The sequence below is a fragment of the Shewanella sp. 10N.286.45.A1 genome (genome assembly GCF_041470405.1).
GTDB lineage: Bacteria > Pseudomonadota > Gammaproteobacteria > Enterobacterales > Shewanellaceae > Shewanella.
The window spans coordinates 14,022-37,218 of the sequence record NZ_JBFRMK010000020.1 but is presented as its reverse complement, the minus strand read 5'-3'; the positions used below and the strand labels follow the sequence as shown (position 1 = coordinate 37,218).

The 23,197-nt window shown below is 44.9% G+C and carries 17 protein-coding genes; all 17 read right to left on the bottom strand.

Annotated features, from left to right (window positions below; genetic code table 11):
• Window positions 1-82: 82 nt before the first annotated feature.
• The gene (locus tag AB4238_RS01940; RefSeq protein ID WP_372030851.1) at window positions 83-1,225 is read right to left on the bottom strand and encodes an ABC transporter permease; all 1,143 of its coding nucleotides are present in this window, start codon (window positions 1,223-1,225) and stop codon (window positions 83-85) included.
• Between the two features lies 1 nt (window position 1,226).
• Window positions 1,227-2,381: an ABC transporter permease gene (locus AB4238_RS01935; protein ID WP_372030872.1), complete on the bottom strand. Its 1,155-nt coding sequence runs from the start codon at window positions 2,379-2,381 to the stop codon at window positions 1,227-1,229.
• A 34-nt stretch (window positions 2,382-2,415) separates the two neighbouring features.
• On the bottom strand, window positions 2,416-3,387 hold the full coding sequence (locus AB4238_RS01930) for an HlyD family secretion protein (protein ID WP_372030849.1): 972 nt from the start codon (window positions 3,385-3,387) through the stop codon (window positions 2,416-2,418).
• Complete coding sequence (locus tag AB4238_RS01925) at window positions 3,377-4,768, bottom strand: TolC family protein (protein WP_372030847.1); 1,392 nt, start codon at window positions 4,766-4,768, stop codon at window positions 3,377-3,379. Before AB4238_RS01925 ends, AB4238_RS01930 begins: the two co-directional genes overlap by 11 nt.
• Window positions 4,769-4,902: 134 nt before the next feature.
• Window positions 4,903-6,351 (bottom strand): metalloprotease TldD, encoded by a 1,449-nt coding sequence (gene tldD / locus AB4238_RS01920; protein ID WP_372030846.1) that lies wholly within the window; start codon window positions 6,349-6,351, stop codon window positions 4,903-4,905.
• Between the two features lie 103 nt (window positions 6,352-6,454).
• A complete protein-coding gene (locus AB4238_RS01915; RefSeq protein WP_372030844.1) occupies window positions 6,455-7,288 on the bottom strand; it encodes a carbon-nitrogen hydrolase family protein in 834 nt (277 codons plus the stop codon).
• A complete protein-coding gene (locus AB4238_RS01910; protein ID WP_372030842.1) occupies window positions 7,212-11,417 on the bottom strand; it encodes a YhdP family protein in 4,206 nt (1,401 codons plus the stop codon). Before AB4238_RS01910 ends, AB4238_RS01915 begins: the two co-directional genes overlap by 77 nt.
• On the bottom strand, window positions 11,417-12,883 hold the full coding sequence (gene rng, locus AB4238_RS01905) for a ribonuclease G (protein ID WP_371991064.1): 1,467 nt from the start codon (window positions 12,881-12,883) through the stop codon (window positions 11,417-11,419). Before rng ends, AB4238_RS01910 begins: the two co-directional genes overlap by 1 nt.
• 138 nt (window positions 12,884-13,021) lie before the next feature.
• Window positions 13,022-13,618 (bottom strand): nucleoside triphosphate pyrophosphatase, encoded by a 597-nt coding sequence (locus AB4238_RS01900; protein WP_372030840.1) that lies wholly within the window; start codon window positions 13,616-13,618, stop codon window positions 13,022-13,024.
• Between the two features lie 88 nt (window positions 13,619-13,706).
• Window positions 13,707-14,195 carry a rod shape-determining protein MreD gene (gene mreD, locus AB4238_RS01895; RefSeq protein ID WP_372030839.1) on the bottom strand — a complete coding sequence of 163 codons (489 nt, stop codon included), beginning with the start codon at window positions 14,193-14,195 and terminating at the stop codon, window positions 13,707-13,709.
• Window positions 14,192-15,079, bottom strand: a complete 888-nt coding sequence (mreC, locus tag AB4238_RS01890) for a rod shape-determining protein MreC (RefSeq protein WP_372030837.1) — start codon at window positions 15,077-15,079, stop codon at window positions 14,192-14,194. Before mreC ends, mreD begins: the two co-directional genes overlap by 4 nt.
• Before the next feature lie 39 nt (window positions 15,080-15,118).
• Complete coding sequence (locus AB4238_RS01885; RefSeq protein WP_371990792.1) at window positions 15,119-16,168, bottom strand: rod shape-determining protein; 1,050 nt, start codon at window positions 16,166-16,168, stop codon at window positions 15,119-15,121.
• Window positions 16,169-16,361: 193 nt separating this feature from the next.
• Window positions 16,362-20,762 carry a DUF6701 domain-containing protein gene (locus tag AB4238_RS01880; RefSeq protein WP_372030836.1) on the bottom strand — a complete coding sequence of 1,467 codons (4,401 nt, stop codon included), beginning with the start codon at window positions 20,760-20,762 and terminating at the stop codon, window positions 16,362-16,364.
• A complete protein-coding gene (locus AB4238_RS01875; RefSeq protein WP_372030835.1) occupies window positions 20,755-21,228 on the bottom strand; it encodes an MSHA biogenesis protein MshP in 474 nt (157 codons plus the stop codon). The genes AB4238_RS01880 and AB4238_RS01875 overlap by 8 nt, the downstream gene beginning before the upstream one ends.
• Window positions 21,229-21,244: 16 nt before the next feature.
• On the bottom strand, window positions 21,245-22,168 hold the full coding sequence (locus tag AB4238_RS01870) for a PilW family protein (RefSeq protein WP_372030834.1): 924 nt from the start codon (window positions 22,166-22,168) through the stop codon (window positions 21,245-21,247).
• Window positions 22,168-22,731: a prepilin-type N-terminal cleavage/methylation domain-containing protein gene (locus AB4238_RS01865; RefSeq protein ID WP_372030833.1), complete on the bottom strand. Its 564-nt coding sequence runs from the start codon at window positions 22,729-22,731 to the stop codon at window positions 22,168-22,170. Before AB4238_RS01865 ends, AB4238_RS01870 begins: the two co-directional genes overlap by 1 nt.
• Window positions 22,721-23,194, bottom strand: a complete 474-nt coding sequence (locus AB4238_RS01860) for a Tfp pilus assembly protein FimT/FimU (RefSeq protein WP_372030870.1) — start codon at window positions 23,192-23,194, stop codon at window positions 22,721-22,723. The genes AB4238_RS01865 and AB4238_RS01860 overlap by 11 nt, the downstream gene beginning before the upstream one ends.
• Window positions 23,195-23,197 lie beyond the last annotated feature (3 nt).

Below are 23,197 nucleotides of genomic sequence, written 5' to 3'. Positions count from 1 at the left end.
AATCTTATTGCAGCGGGCTTTTTAATAGCATACGAGCTCTACTTTTATAACGTTAAACAGCTCTGACTATCGCTTGGCTGTTTTAATCATCGATTACTGCGGTTAAACGCCTCTTTGTGCCCCAATAGGCGAAGCTAAAATATATCGCTACCATCGCCCATAGATGCAGCCATTGCGGCATGATACTTTGCCAAGAGGCGCCCATTTGATTGAGCTCTAGCATCGCCATAATGCCCGGAACAGCGGGGAATATTTGAGACATCGCCACCACAGATTCAGGAATTAGTGCCGTTGGCCATACAAAGCCCGACACAAACAGAATTGGCATAGAGATCAGTAGTAATACTTGAGTTGGCAGATCACGTCGGATGAATAAGCTGCTAAATGCAATTCCTGCCGCTGTGGTTGCCAATAAAAATGGTAGTAATAGTAAAGCGACTTGGCCAAAGCTTGCCTGCAAACTTACATCGTACCAATAGTAACAATAGCCAACATAAAAGCTGGTAAGCAGCGTATAGATAAACATAAAAGCTGCCATCCGGCCACAGATTAACTTAAACGGGCTAATCTGTTGCCAATAGCCCGTCTCTCGCCACTGGCTAGCGCCTAGAATACTGGTTCCAATCAACAGAGTCTGATGCAAAATCAACAAGAACAGCCCAGGAACAATATAAGGGGTATAACCTAAACTAGGATTAAAAGCTGGAATACTGTTGAGCTTAACTACATCAAGGCTTTTATCTGCCGCTTGTGCGCCGCTACCTTGGGCCAGTAAACCTAAACGTTGAACATTTTTACCAGCATCAAGACCCGCTGCAATGAGTCCTTCAGCTACAGCAGAGTAAATTAAAAAGTAACTCGCATCGCCGCCGTAACTCAATGTTACGCCGCGCCCGAGTAACAGGTCACGTCTAAAATCTGCAGGAATAACCAACAGACCGTGTGCCCTGCCAGTTTCTATCCAGCTTTTTGCCTCATCAATGGAGCCTACTTTAGCGACGACTTTAATCTTAGGACTGGCATCAGCATGGCGGATAAGCTGTCGACTTAATGACGAGTTATCGTGATCAACCACTACCAGTTGTTGGTCGGTAGGCACTTGATTGAGATAAGGTAACGGATAGAGAATAGCGTAAAAAAGCACGCCACCAAATACAGTTAGCACAATGGTTTTGTCAGCCAATATTGCTTTCAACTCGGCAAGAATAAGCTGTAAAAAACTCATACTAGCGCTCCTCTTGGGTCATTGCTGGCGCAATATCATCAGTTGGCTCAAACCCTTTCTTTGCTAATAAGCTAATAGGTATAAGCAGCAATAAGTAGCCCCAATAACTGGTAAACTGTGGCAATGTGGCTAACCAACCTTGGCCATAGCTGACAATGGCTACATGAGTCTCAATGTAGTGACTGGTAGGCATAATCACTCGCCACCACTGGGCTAATTCCGGCATCTCATGGGTTGGGAACGTTACCCCCATAAACGCAAATGCAGGCGCAAACATCGCGGTACAAAAGCTTATGACTCGAGCGCTGTCTTTTAGTGCAAAGAAGATCAACAGTACCATCAGCCAAACGGCAAGCAACATGATTAACTGCGCCACTAACAACAGTGCAATGCTGCCCGCAATTGGTAAACCTAAATACAGATAGATGAGCGCCAGAATAAAGCCACCGTGCAATAAAACGAGTGGAGTATAAAACAGCATCTTAGCCGCTAGTCCTTTCCAAAGCCCCAATGTCATCCATTCTGAAGTGGTATTCCAGCGTAGTTCTCGATTCAAACTATTGGCAAACACCATCATTGCGACCAGTTGTAATAGCGCTATGAGCACCGGCGGCACCAAAAAACCGACATAGTTATTGTTGCGATTGAACAACGCCGTTGTTTGGCTACTTACTGGACTTAAATTCACCGCAACTTTGGCTTTAGGTACACCAGCAGCCAACTGCTTGATCGCCGCTAACGGCTTTAATCCATCAGCCATACTGGCTTGCAGTTGACTTGAGAGCAACTTACCCACCAGCAAAAACTGACTGTTATATCGAATATCTATAGTAGGACTTTTGCCAGTCAGTAGATCACGCTTAAGACCATGAGGCAGTACTAGCAAGGCATAAACATCTGCTTGCTGCATCGCTTCAACAGCACTTGCAAGGTCACTATAGCTGATAGGTTGCGTGACAGGGTTCGCTTGTAATTGTCTTGCTAAGGCACGGGAAACTTGGCTTTGGTCTAAATCGACCACTGCCACCGGCAGCTGTCTCGGAAGCCCGGCACTAAAAAGTAGCCACAAACCGATAATACTGAGTAGCGGGATATAGCTGATAAGTGCCAACTGCCAAGGATCATCCATTAAGGCAGCAAGCTCTCTTTTTAGCATTGTTATCAAAGCAACAGCCTCGGGCTACAAAGGGTTATAGAGTAAATAAAACTGACATACCAACCCTTAGGTCAGCAATCACTTCATTAGGGCGTAGCTCAACTTGGAAAGTGCGCATATCAAAGTCATGGCCACTTTCAGTTGCGCGCCAAGTGGCAAAGTCACCCATCACTGCAATATGGCTAACGGTAAACTCTACATCACGTCCTAAAGCAGGGATAGTTAATGACAATGTTTGTCCCTGTTTAACCAACTTCAGCTGGTCTTCTCTAATTTGAAACACCGCCCAAGCATCGCTCATGTCAATTATGCTAACAACAGGAAATCCGCTTGGTGCTAGCTCACCAGCTTGCAATAAAACTTCACTCACTTCAGCATTTTTAGGAGAACGCATCTGGCTATCAGCAAGTATGGCGTTAACTTCATTTACCGCACCTTCAGCCATAAGCGCATTACCCGCTGCAGCAGCTTTAGTCTCGTCGCGGGCACCTTCATCTGTCATCTGGTACATGGCCAATGCGGCTTGTTCGGTATACTTGGCGGCTTGCCATTGAGTAAAGGCTTCATCTCGCTTCTGTCTTGCCATTACACCTTCGTTAAACAGCGCTTCAACACGATCAAAGGTGGTACTGGCCAACTTTGACGCAGCTTGAGCCTTCAACCACTGCTCTTTTGACGCCATCACCTCCTGTTTGCGAGCGCCATTGTCAGCTTCTAGCTGCATTGCTTTGGCAGCATCACGGCCACCTTCAGCTTGCATCAGTTTGGCCTGCAGCTCTGGGCTGTAGATCGCGTATAACAAGTCGCCTTGATTGACAATATCACCTCGGCGAACTAACACTTGCTCCACTCGGCCAGGGACTTTAGATGAGATATTATATTCGCGAGCTTCTATCTGCCCCTGTAACACTTGCGATTTCGGCGTATAAGCTAATACTAAGCCGTAAGCGAGTATTCCAATGAGCACAACCATTGCGATTGCAGCTAAGATGCGATTAGTGCGCATTATATTCCCCTTGCTGAAGGCTTCTTCCAATAAATTCATCTAGCTGACCGCTAATCGCCATCAGTCTTGCATAAGCTTGTACATAGCGATATTGCGCGCCAAGTTGTTGGGTTTCTACCGCGGTGAGCTTAAGCTCTGCATCCACTTTTTCAATAGAAGTGGATAACCCTTGCCTGAAGGCAATATCACGCAAACGTTTATTTTCTTCCGCCAAACTCAGCGAGGTATTAAGCGAAACAACTTCTTCTTGCGCTTGCAGTAATTGGCGGTAGCTTTGTTCCAGTAATAGATTTAGATCTTGTTGGGTTTGCGCTTTAGTATACCTAGCCTGCAATAGTGCACTCTTAGCCGCTTCCACTTTACCGCTGCGGCCATCTCGGCTAATAAGAGGGATATTCACCCCTACACCAACCATCCAATCTGGCTCCACTTTGGAGAACAAACTATCGTCTTCATAAAGCGTGTAATTCCCGTAAAGGAAAACAGTAGGATAATAGCTGCCCTTCTCAACACTGATGAGTCCTTGAGCTTGATCCTCTTTTGCAGCTAACAGCTTCAAAGCAGGGTGTTGATTCATGGTCAGTTGTGACAACTGGGGCAGAGACGGCGCACTCTTTATCATAAACATCGGCGAAGTTGCATCCACTTGACGTTCATGCAACATCCGAGACAGCGCGATCATTGCCATTTCAGCTTGGCGCTTAGCGCTGCCGTAACTCACTCTGGCGTTTTCTAGTGCAACCTGCGCATTGAGCCGCTCTACCTTGGCAATCTGCCCTTGCTGCTCAAGTTTTTGAGCGTGGGATGCATGCAATGTGAGCGAATCAACCAGCTGCTTTTGTGTCTTAGCTAGTGTTTCAGTTACCGCTACAGCGTAATAGCGATCGACGAGGCTGACGAATAGATCGCGAGTGGTAAGCTTTAGCTGTTCCTCTTTCTCGGCAACGTGGGCTTCATGAATCGCTTGTGCAGCGGTTATTTTTCCGCCGGTATAGATTGGCCACATCGCCTGTAAGCTTGAGCGAAAGATATCTTGTTCGGTAAAAGGAGTGATAAACAAGGAGCCAGGGATCCCAGCAAGGGCACCACCTAAAGCTGGCGGTAAAGTAGCGGGATCGAGCGAAGCAAGAGGATTAAGGTCGCGTAGATCCAATTCAATCGGCTTTTCTAAACGTGTATAGCTGCCCTTAATACTGACTGAGGGCAGATTCATATCTTCACCAGCAACACGCTCAGCCTCGGCGCGGTTGACCTCTTGCGTACCAGCTTGTAACTTATCACTCACTTGTAGCAACTGCTGCCAAGCTTGATCAAAAGCTATAGGTTTAGCTTGTATCGCCAGTGGAAAAACTAACAAAATAGCACAGAGCGAACGTTTCATTTACACCTCTAGAGTTTTTACTCTAATTATTGAGTGAATTGTATCATTGCTAATCGTTGCTCGCTAGGATCTAGCTATAAAGCTTATAGTTAAATCCTAGTTTACTTTGAATATTTTGTTTGTACTGATGCTTATTAAGCTGTCCCACCAACGGTCAATTTATCTAGTTTAAGTGTAGGTTGACCAACACCCACGGGGACACTTTGGCCATCTTTACCACAAACTCCAACACCTTTATCCAGTGCTAGGTCATTGCCGACCATCGAGATCTGACTCATTGACTCTGGGCCGTTACCAATTAAGGTTGCGCCTTTAATTGGCTGGGTAACTTCACCATTTTCAATAAGGTAGGCTTCAGAAGCTGAAAAGACAAACTTTCCTGAAGTGATATCGACTTGACCACCACCAAAGTTAGGTGCGTAAACCCCCTTCTTAACAGACTTGATGATCTCTGCCGGATCGGAATCCCCAGCCTCCATGTAGGTGTTAGTCATACGTGGCATAGGCAAATGAGCATAAGATTCACGGCGACCATTACCAGTCGAACGTTCACCCATCAGACCCGCATTGAGCTTGTCTTGCATGTAACCTTTTAAGATCCCATCTTCAATTAGTACCGTCTTTTGTGTTGGTGTGCCTTCGTCATCAATACTTAATGAGCCACGGCGATCGGCAATAGTGCCATCGTCAACCACAGTAACCAATTTAGAGGCCACTTGCTGGCCAACCTTGCCGCTAAAGGCGCTGCTGCCTTTACGGTTGAAGTCGCCTTCTAAGCCATGGCCTACAGCTTCATGTAATAACACTCCAGGCCAACCGGCACCCAGTACTACAGGCATTTCCCCTGCTGGTGCATCTATCGCTAGCAGATTAACTTGTGCTTGGCGTACAGCTTCTCGTGCAAAAGCAAAGCAGTAAGGTAGACCATCGTCGCCATCAGCCAGCAAAACATCGTAACTATGACGCCCGCCACCACCAGAGCCACCGCGCTCGCGCTTGTCACCCTCTTGTAAAATGACACTGCAATTAAAACGAACCAATGGTCTGATATCGGCCGCCAATGTGCCATCACTGGCTGCAACTAATATCTCTTCGTGCACCCCAGACAAACTCACTACCACCTGAATAATCCGCTCATCCAGACTACGAATATAGGCATCAGCCTCTTTTAGAAGGGCGATTTTTTTAACCTCTTCCATCGCTGCGATAGGATCAGAGCTCAGATAAAGTGCTTTATCATGTTGCTGCTTCCAAGCATTCACCTTGCCACTGCCACCAGAGAGTGCAATGCCACGTGCTGCGGTTGCTGCTGCTTCTAAAGCTGTTGGATTGATTTCATCAGCGTAGGCAAAACCGGTTTTTTCACCGGTTATCGCTCTAACACCTACGCCACGCTCAATATGAAAACTACCATCTTTAACAATGCCATCCTCTAGCACCCAAGACTCGTGACGACTACCTTGAAAATAAAGATCAGAGAAATCAATCTGGTGCTCATGGATACGCTTCAAATAACTTTGTAGATCATCTATTGCTAATCCATCTTGCAGAAGACTTTGTCCAACTTGGGTTAAAAATGACATCAATTCTCTCTCTTCGACCAAATTTAGTTCTATTTAAAAGGCGCTTAACAATAAGCAACTCTATATGATTTGATATTACATACTAAAACCAATTAGTTTTAGCTTACTCGCTCAATGTCGGTGACTGAAAACGATTATGGTTGATTATTGGCATTTTAGCGCGCACATCTACCAATTCACTCATATCCAGTTCTGCACTAAGCCAGCCTGTTCCAATCGGCTTTTCAGCAATGATATTTCCCCAGGGGCTAATAACCATACTTTGCCCCCAAGTTTCACGTCCACCTTCGTTATGGACACCCCACTGCGCAGCAGCTAAAACAAAACATTGGGTTTCGATGGCGCGAGCCTGCAGTAGCACTTGCCAATGTGCTTCGCCTGTCACCTTAGTAAAGGCGGCTGGTAATGCGATAATTTCAGCCCCTGCTTCGCGCAGCGCTCTGAATAGATCGGGAAAACGGATATCATAGCAAATCGACAAACCGAGTTTACCAAAGGGAGTGTCTACGACTGTGATATGTTTACCAGGGCAGAACGCATCACTTTCACGATACTGCTTGGTGCCATCAGACACTTCTACATCGAATAGATGTAGCTTATCGTAAAAACCCAATGTGCTGGCATCGGTGTCGAATACATAGCAGCGGTTATAGATACGGCCGTCTTCAGCCAGAATAGGAATACTGCCAGCGACTAGCACTACACTGTACTTCGACGCTAACGCTGCTAAGTCTTGCTTAAGCTGGCTGTGAGCTTCATCGCTGGCATATTCAAGCTGTTGACTCTCTCGCCCACCAAACAGCAAGCAGCACTCAGGTAGAACCACCAGCTGCTGGCTATCAATTTGACGCGTTAGCTGTTTAAGCTGCGACTCGATGAATTCTAGATTCTCGGTTACGCTGCGACTGCTTTGACATTGCAGTAGGTTCACTTGCATCAGACTCTCCCTGTATCAACTTCAAAGTGGGTTGCCCACTAACTGGCTCAAAGTTGGATTGCTCAGCCGCTTTATCAGCTGGATTTGTTGGTGTTGGAACGCCTTCAGCTTGTGGGCTAGCGACAACTTCCACGGCAATTTGTTCGTTGGATTCTGAAACAGAACTTTGACTGCTCTCGGCTTCGGAACTTAGCCCTGAAGGGCTTGCATTAGCCTCAATAGCACCGCCCTGCACCTCTGTCTTGCTCGTTGGCTCTATAGCCTTTTTAGGCAATACCGACTCAGGAATTTCAATCTCTTTACTCTTACGCGATAGCTCTTCAAGTTTAGGCTCAGACATGGTGCCGGTTAACCTAAAGCGGATCTCAGAGATAACCTCAATAACCGGCTCCAGTACTTTCGTTAGTGCAAAAGCGCCAAGACCTAATGTCCAACCACCGGTACTAAGTAGCACAACCGTTGGCACGCTAGAGGCAAGTTTAGGCACAAAGCGAATATCGTAATTCAGGCTTTCACTCATTAAATTGGTATAACCGCGCACACGCATATTACCAGCAACAGCTTTCATTTCGGTATCGGTAGTTTTTACCACCCCGTTATCTAATTTCAAGGTGCCAGTAAATGAGTCAAAGTATAACCCTTTGCCAAATACATCGGAGAAATCGAGAGATAATTTACGCAGTAATGAATCAAGGCTAAATAGCGAGAATATTCGCGCACCTTTGTCACTGACTTCAGATAGATGTCCTTTACCTAGTTCAAAGCCAACTTGACCGTTTAATGTCTCCAGTGAAAATGCATAAGGCGCGCCACTCCAAGAGATCTCTCCAGTCACTGCAGTCGGTGCATCTTTCAAACCAGGATCAAAGCCAAGTTGTTTTGAAAGGTGATCAAATTTTGTCGCATCCAGCGTTAAACTAAATGCAGTTAAACTTTCACCATCCAAGATAGACCAAGTGCCATTACCTCTAAGGCTCACCTCATCAGTTGTCATAGACAAGGTTTGAATATTGTAAGTATTATCTTTGGGTGTAGCTTGTAATACAAGGTGCCCCATAGGACGGTCAAACATCCTAAAGTCATCGACATCAACAGCCAGCGGCGGCAAGTTTGCTAACACTGTATCGGATTTGTAATGCGCGGTTTCGTCTGTTTTAGCATTAGGCGATAAATGAAGTTTGCTGGACACAATTTTAAGCCCCTGCTTAACCCAATCAGGGTAAAAATCTATCCTGCCATCAAACTGCTCAGATGTAGCATCAAAACGCCATGAATGTTCTGTTGGTGCTGCGTTAAAATGGAGATCGTTGAGTGCTTGTCCCATCAAATCAAGTTCATTGAAATTAGCTCCAATTGACACCAATGGCGGAAAGAAGCTTTTTGAAGCAACGGCAGTGTCTGTCTCTGATTCTGATTCTGATTCTGATTCTGATGTAGCAGTGAAGCTCTGAATAATCGGTAACCAAGGTGAGAATTCCGTTTTGTCGAGTTCTATCTGCAGGTGACCTTGTTTCTTACGCAGTTGATCGCCGGGCTTAAATAGGCGACCAAGGAGTAGGTCAAAATGAGCCAAGCCGTTACCAGATTCAACATCAAAGCCCCCCCAAAACTCGAGCTTCTTATTGAGCTTAATCCCTAAAGATGACTGTTTATTATCACCAATAAGCTCAGCTGTAAACGCGACAGCTTGTTCTGGTGACTTAGCAAATGGTGCCGGTAAGTTAAACTCAGTACCAACGAGATCACTATCTACTCTGGCTTGAATTCGATAGCCTATAGGGTCAAATATCAACATTAACCCGCCAGACCAGTCGACCTTGCCCTTATAGTAATCGCTCAGAGGATTATTAAGTTCGGCGGGTAAATTAGCCAGTTGCCACTGACCTGCGAGATCAACATTCACCGCATAGTTTTTATTTACGTTACCGGTATCAAAACTAAACTGTAACGGTTGCCCGTACATCAACGCACTAATGTCGCTACCCGTCACCACATCATTGGTGAATTGCACTTGTCCTGTGACACTTTCGAGCGCAATACCTGGTTCACTAATGAAAACGGGGGTTTTATCAAAATCTACCGTGCCCTTAATTACCGCATCTGCGCCATCATACAAGGGAATACTAAGGTCAAGTTCACCGGTAATATCACCATTAATCTGCACCAGATCAAGCGTTGAACCCACCGAGTTTTTTAAAGGAGACAGCTGAATAACCGCATTAGCTGCAGCAGCTTTAGTGGCTAAATCGGCTTTTACCACCAACAAGCTTTCATGGCTCATAGAGGGAATACCAATATAGGCACCAGCGGCAGACACATCCATCAACTGACCTTTATTTACCCATAAATCCATTGCAGCATTTTCAAACAGTGCTGATAGGTTGAGATCAGAGACCGCTGGCCAAGTCTGTTGGAACTCAAAATTGGCCTTATCGAGTGTAAAGCCTGCTTGGAACATACCTGCGCTTTGCGCATAAGGATAATCTTTAAAAGCGCCATGCCACACGATCACGGCATCATCTGTTTTACCCGCTTTCAACGCCCCTGTTAAATAAGTCACTAAGCCATCACTCATCCCTTTTAGCGGAAAATAGCGATGTGCATTGGCAACATCATTGATCTTAAGTTCAGCTAACAACGCCATGTGAGTGGCGTCAGAAAACTCTAGTCGAGTGGAGGCATCAAGTGAAATATCGGCATTACTAAAATGTACTTTGGGTAATGTTAGTGCCGAGGTTTGGAAATCAAACAGACCAGAGAATGCTTCCCCCTCTAACGCTAAAGGAGCCTCAAAACCATCATCAAAGTCGACAATATATTGCTGCTTAGGCAATAGAAAACTGAGTGACTCGCCCGTTACCACCAACTTGGCATCAATAGGGCTTATACCCGGGATCCCATCATGCGCTTGCCAACTAACACCATGAATATCGGCCGACAAATTAGGTGGCTGGTTTGCTTGAACCCATTGAAAGTGAGCGTTGTCGACTTCCCCTTTAGGCGCCAAAGATTGCCAAGTATCTAAGGCGGCTAAATCAACCCCAGGAATGAGTGGCAATAAAGGTAATACAGTGGCGAGATCTAATTGGCTTAAGTAAGCATCGATACTATCGCCATCTTGCTTAGCACTGAGTATAGGCAACGGCCAATGCTCACCATTGGTCGCAAACGTAAGATCATGACTGCTAACCTGCCAGCCACTATCATTAGGCTGCCAACGCATAGCGCCTGACTTAATTTCAAACTTTTGCGCTTCGTCATTTAAGAACCATTCCAACCAGCTAGGTTGAAAGGCTACAGTGGCATCTTTGATCTCTCTATTGGCAAAGCTAATCCATGCCTCAAGGTTAACCACCCCTTCAAGTTCCAATCTTTTATTAGCATCAAATGGGTCTGGCTGACGAGATGCCCACTCACCGATATCCAGTGATTCAGCAGCTAGATAAAACTGACCCACTAAAGATTCAGGTTTATAACCATCTCCCTTTATATCGACACTTAAAGAGAGCAGCTCAACCTCAGATGCTTGTTCGTCTAAAAACAGTTTACCTTGACCACGATGGCGTTTAGCGGAATTACGCCACTTCATATCTTTAATAAAAATAGGTCGGTATTGGTGCTTACTACTCAGCAATTGCAATCGAGCATTAACGATGGAGAAGCGGTCGAGCTGCTCGAGCATCAATTTATAGATCCAGTCTATTTCCATCTTGGCGCTCGATGTAGTAGAACTCGATGCCAATCTGTCTAGATCCACTGCCACATTAGCACCGTCAAAAATGACATCTTCTATCTGCGGTGTTGCTGTTAGCAGACTTTGCCAGAAATCAAACTTAAAGTGGACTTGCTCAAAGAGCAGTGTAACCGGGAGGTTCTCTTGTGAGGGTAATACAAAATTCTTTACCGTTAATGCAGGGCCAAATGCTTGCCATTCAGCCTGCAGCTGGCCTACCTGGACCTCAACTTGATACTGCTCATAGATGTAATCGACCAGCTCTAACCTGACTTGATCTAGTTGCGGCAGTAAACCTCGAAACAGGCTAACGACTAGTGCAAAAAGCACCAGTACAATAGCCAGAGACTGCAGACAAACTCTTAGAAAATTAAACTTAACCGGCTTGGGTGACACTACATTATCACCACATCAAACTTGTTTTGAGCATACATAGGCTCATTTTGTAAACGCACATGCTTAGAGATATACACTTCAAGCTCAGCTAACAGGTGGCTCTCATCACCTTTAAGGCTGTGGTATACCGCGGGGGCACAATAAACCAAAAACTCATCTGCATCATAGCCTCGGTTCAAACGAATGATCTCTCTAAAGATTTCGTATGAAACCGTTTCTACCGTTTTCAAGCTTCCAGTTCCAAGACAAGAGGGGCATTCACCACATAACACATGCTCTAAACTTTCACGGGTTCGCTTACGAGTCATCTCAACTAAGCCAAGGCCTGAAAAACCACTAATGTTAGTCTTAACTCTATCAACTGATAATGCAGCTTCAAGACTAGATAGCACACGCTTTTGATGCTCAGCTTCTAGCATATCAATAAAGTCGATAATGATAATGCCACCTAAGTTACGTAGCCTTAATTGACGGGCAATCGCTTGGGTTGCTTCTAGGTTGGTATTGAAGATAGTTTCTTCTAGATTTCGGTGTCCAACAAAAGCACCGGTGTTGATATCGACCGTCGTCATTGCTTCAGTTTGATCGATAATCAAGTAGCCACCAGACTTAAGCTCTACCTTACGGCCTAATGCACGCTGCACTTCATTTTCAACATCATAGAGGTCAAAAATAGGGATTGGGCCATTATAGTGCTCAAGCTTATTAGCTATTTCAGGCATAAACTCATGGGCAAATTGCTGCAGCTCTTCATAGGTCTGATTTGAATCAACTTGAATTTGGTCGAGCTCAGTACCAACAAAGTCACGCACGATTCGAACTGGCAGAGCCAAATCTTGATAGAGTAGTGATACGCCACGACGCTTACGACGCTCACTGACTTTTGCCCAAACACGTCTTAAAAATGCGGCATCTTGCACCAATTCATCTTCGCCAGCACTCTCTGCTGCGGTGCGGATAATAAACCCACCATCATCATCAACAAAGGGTTCAGTTATTTTTTTGAGCCTAGCACGAATACTTTCACTTTCAATGCGCTGAGAAACGCCAACATGACTAGAACCCGGCATAAAGACTAGATAGCGAGACGGCAAGGTAATATCTGTGGTTAAGCGTGCGCCTTTAGTGCCAAGAGGGTCTTTAACCACCTGCACCATAATATCTTGGCCTTGCCTAACAAGCTCAGCAATATCACGGACAACAAAATTGCCTTTCTCTACATCGGCAACACACTCTGTATGCGGCACTATATCAGAGGCATGTAAAAACGCGGCCTTATCTAGGCCAATATCGACAAATGCAGCCTGCATACCTGGTAGCACGCGACTAACCTTACCTTTATAGATATTACCAACCAAGCCACGCTTCATGCGTCGCTCAATATGAACCTCTTGCAGCACACCATGCTCAACCAAAGCCACTCGAGCTTCAGTTGGTGTCACATTGATCAGCAGTTCGGAACCAATTTTTCGTTGTACTCTGCCTGGTACGATTCGACCTGTATTCAAAACTCACCCCACTTAGGGAAATAGCTAACTTAAAAAGGATTCGACGCTACTGAGTATTTTTACAACCACAATTTTTGTTATTATTAATTTATAGGGTTATAAAACTTTCATCTCACACAACAACGCACGGGTTTCTACCAAAGGTAACCCAACTACTGCGGAATAACTTCCCTCAATAGCCTCTACAAAACTGCCTCCGAGTCCTTGGATCCCATAAGCACCAGCCTTATCCATTGGCTCTCTTGTCGCTATATAAGCCAAAATATCAGCTTCGGTCATCGTGCAAAACTTTACGCCCGTTATGACCAACTTACTAAGTGTTTTAACACCATCGGTAACGGCTATAGCAGTCATCACTTGATGTGCTTGACCTGATAACTGAGTGAGCATTGCCTTAGCATCTGCATCATCTGTTGGTTTACCCAATATCTTGTCACCTAGCACCACGATAGTATCGGAGCCCAACACCACAATCTGACCATTATCAGGGTGTAGATTAAGACCCGCTAGTGCTTTTTCAGTGGCTAAGCGCACCACGAAGTCTTCAGCTAACTCACCACTGCGGTGGCTCTCATCGATATCTGTTGCCAGAATATCGAAATTAAATGAGGCGTTTTCAGTGGCATTCAAAAAACTTAACTGAGCCAACAATTCTTTGCGTCTTGGTGATGCCGAAGCGAGTACTAACTTCATTCTACAATACCTATTAGCTCGCACTTAGCAAAGAAGATGCGGCGCAACTAGAAAATAACTAAACAAGGATAGTGACCAGCTCAACTCACTAACGGACTTTATATAAACGCCTGACTCGACGTAAGATCCAGAAAATCCAAGGCCACATGATCAAGCTTGAAAATGCTGGGTAAAACAAGGTTATGTCAAAAGTTGCAGTCCCAGTGACAAACTGAACCCAAAAAACAATCAGGTTATACAGTGCCACTTGAATGGCGACTAGCAAAGCTTGTTGCCACATAGGGAAATTACGTAAACGTTGAAAATGCAACACCACCACATACACCACAATCGACATAGCAAAGGCGCGAATACCTAACGTCGCCCCCAGCAAAATATCCAACATGACCCCCAGCACCCAAGCTGTGAGTATGTTGTACCTATGTGGCAATGCCATCGCCCAGTAAATAATAACGAGTAATAACCAATCTGGGCGCCATGCCTGTACCAACTCTGGCAATGGCATAATCTGAAACAGCATCGCCACTAATAAGCTCAGCCAAACGATCCAACGACCATTTGCGACATGTAAACTCATGGTGTCGCCTCCTTGCTGGATTCTAATACTGCTTTCACATCTTCAGATGTAATCAACTCTTCTTCATCTGCTTCGATATCAGGCCAAATTAACAGCAAGTAGCGGATTCGATCTAATGCAGCCAACGGCTGTGCAATCACCGTCGCGTAATTTTTACCATCATCTTTTTCGACCGACATCACTCGAGCAACCGGATACCCTTCAGGGAAACGTTTACCAAGTCCTGAAGACACGAGTAAGTCTCCCACTCGAACATCAGTACTCTTGGCAACATGACGCAGCTCAAGCTCATCGATAGAACCTGTACCTATTGCCATCATGCGCACATCATTACGAGTAATTCGAACGGGAATACCATGGGAAGTATCAGAAAGCAGCAACACTCGGCTAGTGAGCTCACTCACCTGTACAACTTGACCGACGACGCCTTGAGCATCAACGACGGGTTGACCAACAAAAACACCACTGCGTGAACCACGGTTAAGCACTACATATTGGTGAAAAGGATCGCTGGCGACCTCCATCACTTCAGCAACCACTTTTTTGGAGTCCATATGTACTGGAGATCCGAGTAAGCCACGTAGACGGTCGTTTTCCTGTCGCAGGTGCTCAAAACGTTGTAAGCGTTCACTCATCAACAATTGCTGGCGTAACAGCTCTTTGTTTTGCTTAGCCAACATATTGCGAGTTGCTAAACTTTCAGCGGACTCGTCAAGCAATACCCCAGGGATATTGGCGACATACTGCAATGGACTTAGAAGTGAAGACAAGGAATTACGCACAGGCTCAAGCCTGTCATTAGCGACAAGTAAAATCACTGACATGATGACAGCTAAGGTCAATCTAAATTGGTTGGATATACCGCGAACAAAAATAGGTTTCATAAAAAGCTAGGGCGGTAATCACCGCCCTTTTTAACCGTCTTAATTTTCTTCGGAGAATAAGTCGCCACCGTGCATATCGATCATCTCGAGGGCTTTACCACCACCACGAGCCACACAAGTGAGTGGGTCGTCAGCAATCATCACAGGAATACCTGTTTCTTGCATAAGTAGACGATCCAGATCGCGAATAAGCGCGCCACCACCAGTCAGTACCATACCACGCTCTGAAATATCAGATGCCAATTCTGGTGGAGACTGTTCTAGTGCAACCATAACAGCACTAACGATGCCTGATAACGGCTCCTGCAGTGCTTCTAAAATTTCGTTACTGTTTAGAGTAAAGCTACGCGGTACACCTTCAGCAAGGTTACGACCACGTACTTCAATTTCTAATACTTCATCGCCTGGGTACGCTGTACCAATAGTGTGCTTAATACGTTCAGCCGTTGCTTCACCAATCAAGCTACCGTAATTACGACGTACGTAGTTGATGATAGCATCATCAAACTTGTCACCACCGATACGTACAGATGAAGAATAGACTACGCCGTTTAGCGAGATAATCGCCACTTCTGTAGTACCACCACCGATATCAACAACCATTGAACCCGTTGCTTCAGAAACCGGAAGACCGGCGCCAATTGCAGCAGCCATTGGTTCTTCAATCAAATACACTTCACGTGCACCCGCGCCCATTGCTGATTCGCGAATAGCGCGTCGCTCAACTTGGGTAGCACCAACAGGGACACAAACTAAAACACGTGGGCTTGGGCGGAACACGCTGTTGTTATGCACTTGCTTGATAAAATGCTGTAGCATTTTTTCAGTGACGTAAAAGTCAGCAATCACACCGTCTTTCATTGGACGAATTGCTTGAATGTTTCCAGGAGTACGACCTAGCATCTGCTTAGCTTCAGTACCGACGGCCGCAACCGACTTCTGACCCGAACCCGTTCGTTCTCCACGGATGGCAACCACTGAAGGTTCGTTCAGAACGATCCCCTCTTCGCGGACGTAAATTAGCGTATTAGCTGTACCCAAATCGATCGAAAGATCATTAGAAAAAATGCCGCGTAGCTTCTTGAACATGTAACCAGCCTGTCTCTGTGGAGTCGAAGAAAAAAGAAATCAGGTAACTTTATCACGCTCTGTATATTCCACAAGGCCGTAGACGTTAACATTTGCTAATGAAGCAAAGTTTTTTGCAAAAACGAGGCAAACTGTGAGTCAATAGTTTGCCACGGTCACGCGTTAATAGCGCTTATGCTTATACTGCTTACGTTTAATTAACTTCTCGCCAATATATAATGCGATCATGACCGCGATAAGTACCAAAAAAAGCACTGGCTCTTGGGTCTTCCAGTCCAGTGCTATTGAAGTTCCAATACCACTGTAGCCACTTATCAACATGCAACTGTAAACCCACCTCGCCTTCGGCATTTGGCGCGGGAAAATAGATAAAGCTATTGCCGAGCCCTATTGAGCCAACTTTGCCACTGCCACCGACGCTGGTAAACCCTTCAACCGCTTCAAGCCCTGTATCTGGCGTGAGCACTAAACCGGTATCGTCGACGAGCGTTGCAGAAGTGGTATCGAAGACAGAGCAGCTATCCTGAGCATTACTCACCCACTCGGCGCTGGCATTTACGTATTCAGTGCCAAGCTCAAGGCGTAGCTCTTCTGATGAAGGACCATAGGCATTTTGCATAACCAAACGGCCGTAACGCATTTCAAAGCTGTCGTTTTCAGCTATGTCATTAAAGGTGAAACCGATACAGTTCTTATCTTCAGACTCACGATAGCAAATAGCATCGTCATCGGTCACATCAGCGATAGATAAGTCTAAATCGAACTGTGCATTGAATGGTTTTGCCAGTGACGATGTTCGAGCGTAATGTACCATTGCACCACTTAAATAAGCCCGTCGAATCGCATTGTTACTGTCTGTTGGATAGAATTTGAGTTCACCTGACTTCGGAGATTCATCCAATATCTGTAACGCCGAACCGTCATCTGATTGCGCCCCTGAGGTGTCGCTATAACTGCGATCATTCCACACTTTGCCGTCATAGCGCCACCACTTGTCAATTTGGTAATTGTTAGTTGTTGCATTAGCTTTATTTTTGCCGACAACTTTAATGGTTGGCTCACTGCCTACTGCAAAACCAAATGGCTGGTCCATATAGGTGAAGCTGCCGCAGGCAGCACTTAGCGAAGGGGTATTCTCTTCAATTGAAAGATAATAGGGACTAAATCTGCCAAAGGTCTCACTACTACTTTGTGATTCAGTAATCGGCGCCCCCATATAATCAATGTCGCCATCTAAGGCAAAACTGACAGCCCCCACTTCTGAGTAGGTTTGATCGACTAGCTTAAGCGGCGCACTATTGGTTTTAGTAAAACTTATCTCATTCTGTCCAATACTGCCTAACCCACCATCTACCGTGTCGCTAGGGTTAATCGCTAATGGCGCTTTGAGTATCGGCTTTATTTTTATGTCGCTCTGCTGAAAATTCTTTAGCGCTGGCCTACTTTTATAAGGAGTATTGTCATCGACGCCACAAACCGCCTTTACATTTAACTTAAAATTATCTCCCGCTTTAGCAAACAGTGTGCAATCAGCAGTAATACAACCATCAGTTCCTGAATCGTTAAAAAAGTGGAAACCGTCGGGCGCAGACACAAACTCATTACTATGCTGCAGCAGCTCTATATCACCACTACCATCAGGCGCCTCAATAGACGCACTCGCGATTAAGGCAACTTTGCCTGCTTCTGGGTAATTAACGTTAAGGCTGGCTTTACCATTACTATCAAATTTAACCTGCAAGCCTTGAGGTGTGCCACTGGTTAGCGTTAGCGAACTAGTAGGTGCATTTTCACTGTTCACAGTTAATTGAGCGCGTTCATTAACTTCGCTACTGTCTGGAGTGATATAGTTAAAATCCAAATCAATGCTACGAACTTTATCCGCAAATAGCGGCGCACACTGCTGTGTTTGCGTGTCTTTTTTCACTGCAAACAGCGCAAAGCTATTACTGTTTTTACAGGCGGTAGTATTATCGATATCAAAATATAATCCGCTATCGGAAAATGTAAGTAAACAAGCATCGTTATCAACTGCAACGCCATCAATAAAACAGGTGTAGGTGCCTGAGGGAATCGTAGCACCCAAACCAACTTTGATACTGCCAGCTGTTGTATGCCATAAATCAGTAGTTGTTGAGCCTGTAAACGTTTCTGTTGAGTAGCTTTGATCGTCTTTTGTGAGGGTAACGGTGGCGGGACCGGTTAACAGTGAATTGCAGCTGGCATCACTACAGGCTTTAATCTCTATCTCTTTCGCTGCACAAGTCAGTCCATTTGAGCTAAAGCTAATACGGTAATGGTTGGTTGCCGGTGGCTCAGCGGTATATTCAAAAGCAAAATAACCAATATCTTCAACCGTATGTAAACGTTCTAAATCTTGCTCATCTTCATCAATAACAAAGCTTACTTGATTAGCGAAAGAATCTTTAGTGCAACGTCTTACCCAACCACCATCGGGCCCCGCACGTGAATTTTTATTCGCGATAGTAATAGGTTGAGCTAAATACGTTTGTTCATATGCATTATCAAAGTCACATTGAGCTTGTAAGTCCACAACCCCAACGCCATAATTTGTTCCGTTGGCAAATTCATACTTAATGTTTTCACCATCAACAACCATAGTTCCACGACCTAAACCCGCGACATAGCCTATTAGCTCTTCATTATCAATGGAGCTATACAGTTCAGATACTTCAATCGCGATATTAAACTCATCACCAGCAATACCATTAATGACCGTGTTGATAAAACTATTATTCGCCTGAGTAAATGTTTGCCCTAGCATTGCTGGTTCAGCGCCAAAATGATGCTCGAAAGTTACGTTGCTATAACCTGGATTTGGCCCAGAGGCATTGTTACCTTGGTATTTTCTGGTAGAAATAGTCCCCGCTTGCAGCGCTTTTCCTCGCTCAAGAAATCGATATCCCGACTCCATAACAAAGTAGTCTATTTCAGTCATTTTCTTAAAAAGCGTCGATGAACCAGATGAATTAATTTGTTGAATACTGGCATCATCAGGCCCTCTTGAAACAACTCTGACGGTGGCAGGGTTATCACTGTTTGCGTCAGCCCCGTCAATCGTAGGCATGACCATGACAATAGGAGCATCCACATAGTCATTGTCAAAATCAATCACTGCTTGACCGTTATCATCTAACGTTACTCTGCCAAACTCAAACTGTGGAGCTGGACAAGTTAATAAGCTAGATGCTGGTACTATGGAAAGCGAGTTATCTGAGGGCTTTTGCCAATAGAGCCTATACGCTTCATAACCAAAGGCTTCATGGAATCTCAATTCGATAGAGTGAGTCCCCTGTTCCAATGACACTTTGCCTTGGTAACTCGTACAGTCACAAGTTGTATGAGCATCATAAAAACCAGTTATCACTTCCCCATCAATTAGCAGTTCGATTGCATCATCGCCATCAATTGCAAAAGTATATTCCCCAGTCTCAGGCGCATTAATAAAGCCCTCGAATATGCCTAAATACAGATCTTGGTCAGCCGAATTAGCTGAATGAGGGTTTATGCCGTTACCTTTTTGATCAAGGTTGGTCTCTACCGACTCACCAATTTGATAAGTTGTCTTCTTTACGGTGCTAATGAGGTCTTCAAAATCATCATGATCTTCAGGGCTATCACCATCATCATCCCAATCACTAGCGTCATAGGTGCGATAAGTTAAGCCATAAACATTATCTTGGCCTGTTAAACATTGAGCAGGAACGGGTGGGTTTGGAGGGGTAGGAGGAATGCTTGCCGGATTGATAGAGCTCGACCCTGCCATAGTTAAATCTCGGGCAGTAACCTTCCCATAAACTGCACTTCCATTAATGGAAACTGTGGAGTCAGAAAAAACATTTGCGTCAATTTGTGAACCACTGTTGAAAGTTAGCTGATCATAAGCAACTATCGTTAACTTATGCAGTGCATCTTTATTAATTTCAGTGCCATTAAAGGTTGCTGCGGATTCTATAAATATGCGGGCATCACCTGCTAGTACAATCTTACTATTTTGGTTAAGAGTTAATGATTCGATCCAATAATCACCCGTAGGAAAAACAATAGTAGCACCACCGCCAAGTTCAATACTTTTAAAGAAATATTCATTTTGTGTATCTGACATTGTTAAGGTACAACTGCTATACAAACTGATAGCAGCAAACTCATTATCGCCACTAGCACCAAGACTTAATTGTTGCGAAGCATTACAGCTTCCCAAACCTTGGTCAGAACCACTTCCAGATTGAAACGCTTGATCATCATCAAGCTTTAAGCCTCTGATATTTATGTTGGTAATGGTACATTTTCTGTCGCCACCACTTGCCGTATCACAACTTGAATTCGATAATCCTGAGCCATCATTACTGCTGCAAAAGGATAAACTATCACCATTCGTACCATTAATCCTGCTCTGCCCGTTCATGGTCAACTTGCTGTCTAGGCGGCAATTTCCACTGTTATTATTCCCTCGGTGTCCCTGTGCGACTTTAGGGAAAATAGATGCCTCATCAATATCATCAAAGGCACTTACAGTATTAGGGACAACTGTAGTGAGTAAAATTAAAACCATAAGCCGTTTGAAATTACTCACGGGCTTCTACCTCCACAGTACGGTTAACGCGGATACAACTGGCATCGCTATTACTGCCTGAGTCGCACTGACCTGTACTGCAAGTGGCTGTGCTGGTAATCAAGTACTGCGTCATATTTATCGGTAGTGTTGTAGTGGTCACAGCATTACAGCTGATATTAACCGAGCAGCCATGAAAACCAACTAAACCCGTATCGGTAGCAATATCCCAAGTTGTATCGGCATTACAGGCGCCGACACCAACTTGGTCAACAGGAAATAGCTCTGCCAATGCACGATCGGCACCACTATTGGCCGCAGCGAAAGCACGAGTACCCCAAACTTCAAGGCTAATTTGCTGGTCTGCATCATCTAAAACATTGATAAGTGTCGCTGCCAATAAGAACATCACGGTGATGATAAAAACACCGATAATCAATGCACTACCGCGCTGATTGGCCAAAGGCTGTTGAAGAGTATGCTTCATTTTATTCTGCGGCTGATTAAGGAACATTGATCACCTGCACTTGATGATGATATTGCAGCGCTTGCCCCTGCACATCAAACAATGGGTTGAGGTGAACCATGGCATTATTTTGCAATGTGCCAGGCGTGTATGTCATCGGGTTATTAGCTGCGATGGTATTGACTATATTCTCAGCCATTAATACTCCCTCAACTTTGTTATTTCCCTTTTTAAAATCGTCAGGCCCACGCACTGCAGCGTCATCAAAGTCATACACCGAGTAACGCTTCAATAAGCTCAATTCATTGGTAACTTTTTCAAAGCAGTAACTTACCGCGCCTGTCACCCCAAAATAACGTTGCCGTGGTGACATTTCAGTAAATTGCACCGTGTTGTCAAATTTAACAGTAGTAGCATTGGTTAAGACACTATCGCTAATATTTTTTATGGTAAATAACTTACCTGGAGTGACATCTGCAGTCGTATAAACATCTGCGGGGCTTAGAGGGTAAATGAGTAACAGCTGATCTTTCGTTAGTGGGGCACTATTACTTGCTTGCATCACTAAAGCACTGTCGGCAGCTGGTAACGGGGCGACTGGTGCCAATATATAGGAAGCACTTGAGCTAATTGGCATCATTTCAATACATTGCCACTCATTCGTAAAATTTTTCGCTCCATTTATAGTGCTGGAACTGGTGTTAATTCGAATACTATTGGGCACTGCATTGCGAAGATCTCTAGTCATACGTTCTATCGCAAAGCGGCTCTGACTCATCACCTGTTCAACCGAGGTTGAATCAATAAATATGCGAGTACCAAATATGAGAAAACTACTCACGCCTAACACCAAAATACCTAGAATAATCACCACAGTGACCATTTCGACTAAGGTAAAACCGTGGCTTTTAATAGCCAACTTCTCAGTACGACGTCGGGCAAAAATTAATAATCGAGACATTAATAATTCCTCCTTATCGCGTTATAGGTAATCACTTCACCGCTTGGCGTTGTGACATTAATAGTTACCAATTTACTGTTCAAGCTGAGTTGATTGTTGTACGTAACGATTACTTCTAAGCCGTAATTGATGTAGCGACTGGCATAGGTGTCGTTACTATTGAGCATGTTATCGCTAATTTTCAGTCCGTGATAATCATCAACATCGTTAAAGTCATTACGGCCTTCTGTGACGTCTGGACCTAAATCATCCTCAGCAGTACAAGTTACCCCTGCAGGCAGACCCAACAGCGGTTTTTCGACCGCACCACAAGCAGGCACGCCGCCATTAGCATTGGTGTTTTGATCGTAACGTTTGCCCCAAATCTCGTTCAATATCGAGTGTGCTAGTTCAGCCGAGCGAACTCGATGCAAAGTATCTGCAGCTCTTTCAGCTTGGGGGAATAGCATGGTACTGAGCATCACAAAAGCGATACTGATAACCACCATACCGACCACAAGCTCAACTAAGGTAAATCCCCTATGAGATGCCTTAGAAGGCTTTGTGACACAACTAGCCCGCATGGATATAACCCTCCGACTCAATTGCAATCCATTGGGTCTCATCAGCGAGAACGGTAATACAACGACCACTGCAAAAGCTACCATTCACAATCGGTACGCCTTGGGCATTAAACTCGACACCGAAGTTGGTGGTTGTGGTATTGGTTAACATTAGCGAAGCACCACCTTGAAAGGCTTGTGCGGCATCTATGCGGGTAGGCGTGCCCGTACAACTGCCGTTATAGCGAGATACTTGATATTGAGTAGCTGTAACAGACAAACGATAACAACGGTCTTGGTTATTCATCGCCATAATCTGCACTTTGCGCAGTTCAGCAATGAACTCTTCGCGCAGGGTAAAGGCACTATAACTGGAAGTAGTAAAAAGACGCGGAATCACCACCACCGAAAGAATGGCTATAAGAATAATAGTGGTCACAAGCTCAACTAAGGTGAAGCCTGTTTGACGGTGCGCTGTAAGCATTTT

Excerpts from the sequence above, each read along its gene's own strand:
- AB4238_RS01865 (WP_372030833.1), bottom strand. The coding sequence starts at position 22,731 with ATGCGGGCTAGTTGTGTCACAAAGCCTTCTAAGGCATCTCATAGGGGA.
- AB4238_RS01870 (WP_372030834.1), bottom strand. The coding sequence starts at position 22,168 with ATGTCTCGATTATTAATTTTTGCCCGACGTCGTACTGAGAAGTTGGCT.
- mreD (WP_372030839.1), bottom strand. The coding sequence starts at position 14,195 with ATGAGTTTACATGTCGCAAATGGTCGTTGGATCGTTTGGCTGAGCTTA.
- tldD (WP_372030846.1), bottom strand. The coding sequence starts at position 6,351 with ATGTCATTTTTAACCCAAGTTGGACAAAGTCTTCTGCAAGATGGATTA.
- AB4238_RS01925 (WP_372030847.1), bottom strand. The coding sequence starts at position 4,768 with ATGAAACGTTCGCTCTGTGCTATTTTGTTAGTTTTTCCACTGGCGATA.
- AB4238_RS01875 (WP_372030835.1), bottom strand. The coding sequence starts at position 21,228 with ATGAAGCATACTCTTCAACAGCCTTTGGCCAATCAGCGCGGTAGTGCA.
- AB4238_RS01860 (WP_372030870.1), bottom strand. The coding sequence starts at position 23,194 with ATGCTTACAGCGCACCGTCAAACAGGCTTCACCTTAGTTGAGCTTGTG.
- AB4238_RS01935 (WP_372030872.1), bottom strand. The coding sequence starts at position 2,381 with ATGCTAAAAAGAGAGCTTGCTGCCTTAATGGATGATCCTTGGCAGTTG.
- mreC (WP_372030837.1), bottom strand. The coding sequence starts at position 15,079 with ATGAAACCTATTTTTGTTCGCGGTATATCCAACCAATTTAGATTGACC.
- AB4238_RS01885 (WP_371990792.1), bottom strand. The coding sequence starts at position 16,168 with ATGTTCAAGAAGCTACGCGGCATTTTTTCTAATGATCTTTCGATCGAT.
- AB4238_RS01900 (WP_372030840.1), bottom strand. The coding sequence starts at position 13,618 with ATGAAGTTAGTACTCGCTTCGGCATCACCAAGACGCAAAGAATTGTTG.
- AB4238_RS01930 (WP_372030849.1), bottom strand. The coding sequence starts at position 3,387 with ATGCGCACTAATCGCATCTTAGCTGCAATCGCAATGGTTGTGCTCATT.
- AB4238_RS01915 (WP_372030844.1), bottom strand. The coding sequence starts at position 7,288 with ATGCAAGTGAACCTACTGCAATGTCAAAGCAGTCGCAGCGTAACCGAG.
- AB4238_RS01940 (WP_372030851.1), bottom strand. The coding sequence starts at position 1,225 with ATGAGTTTTTTACAGCTTATTCTTGCCGAGTTGAAAGCAATATTGGCT.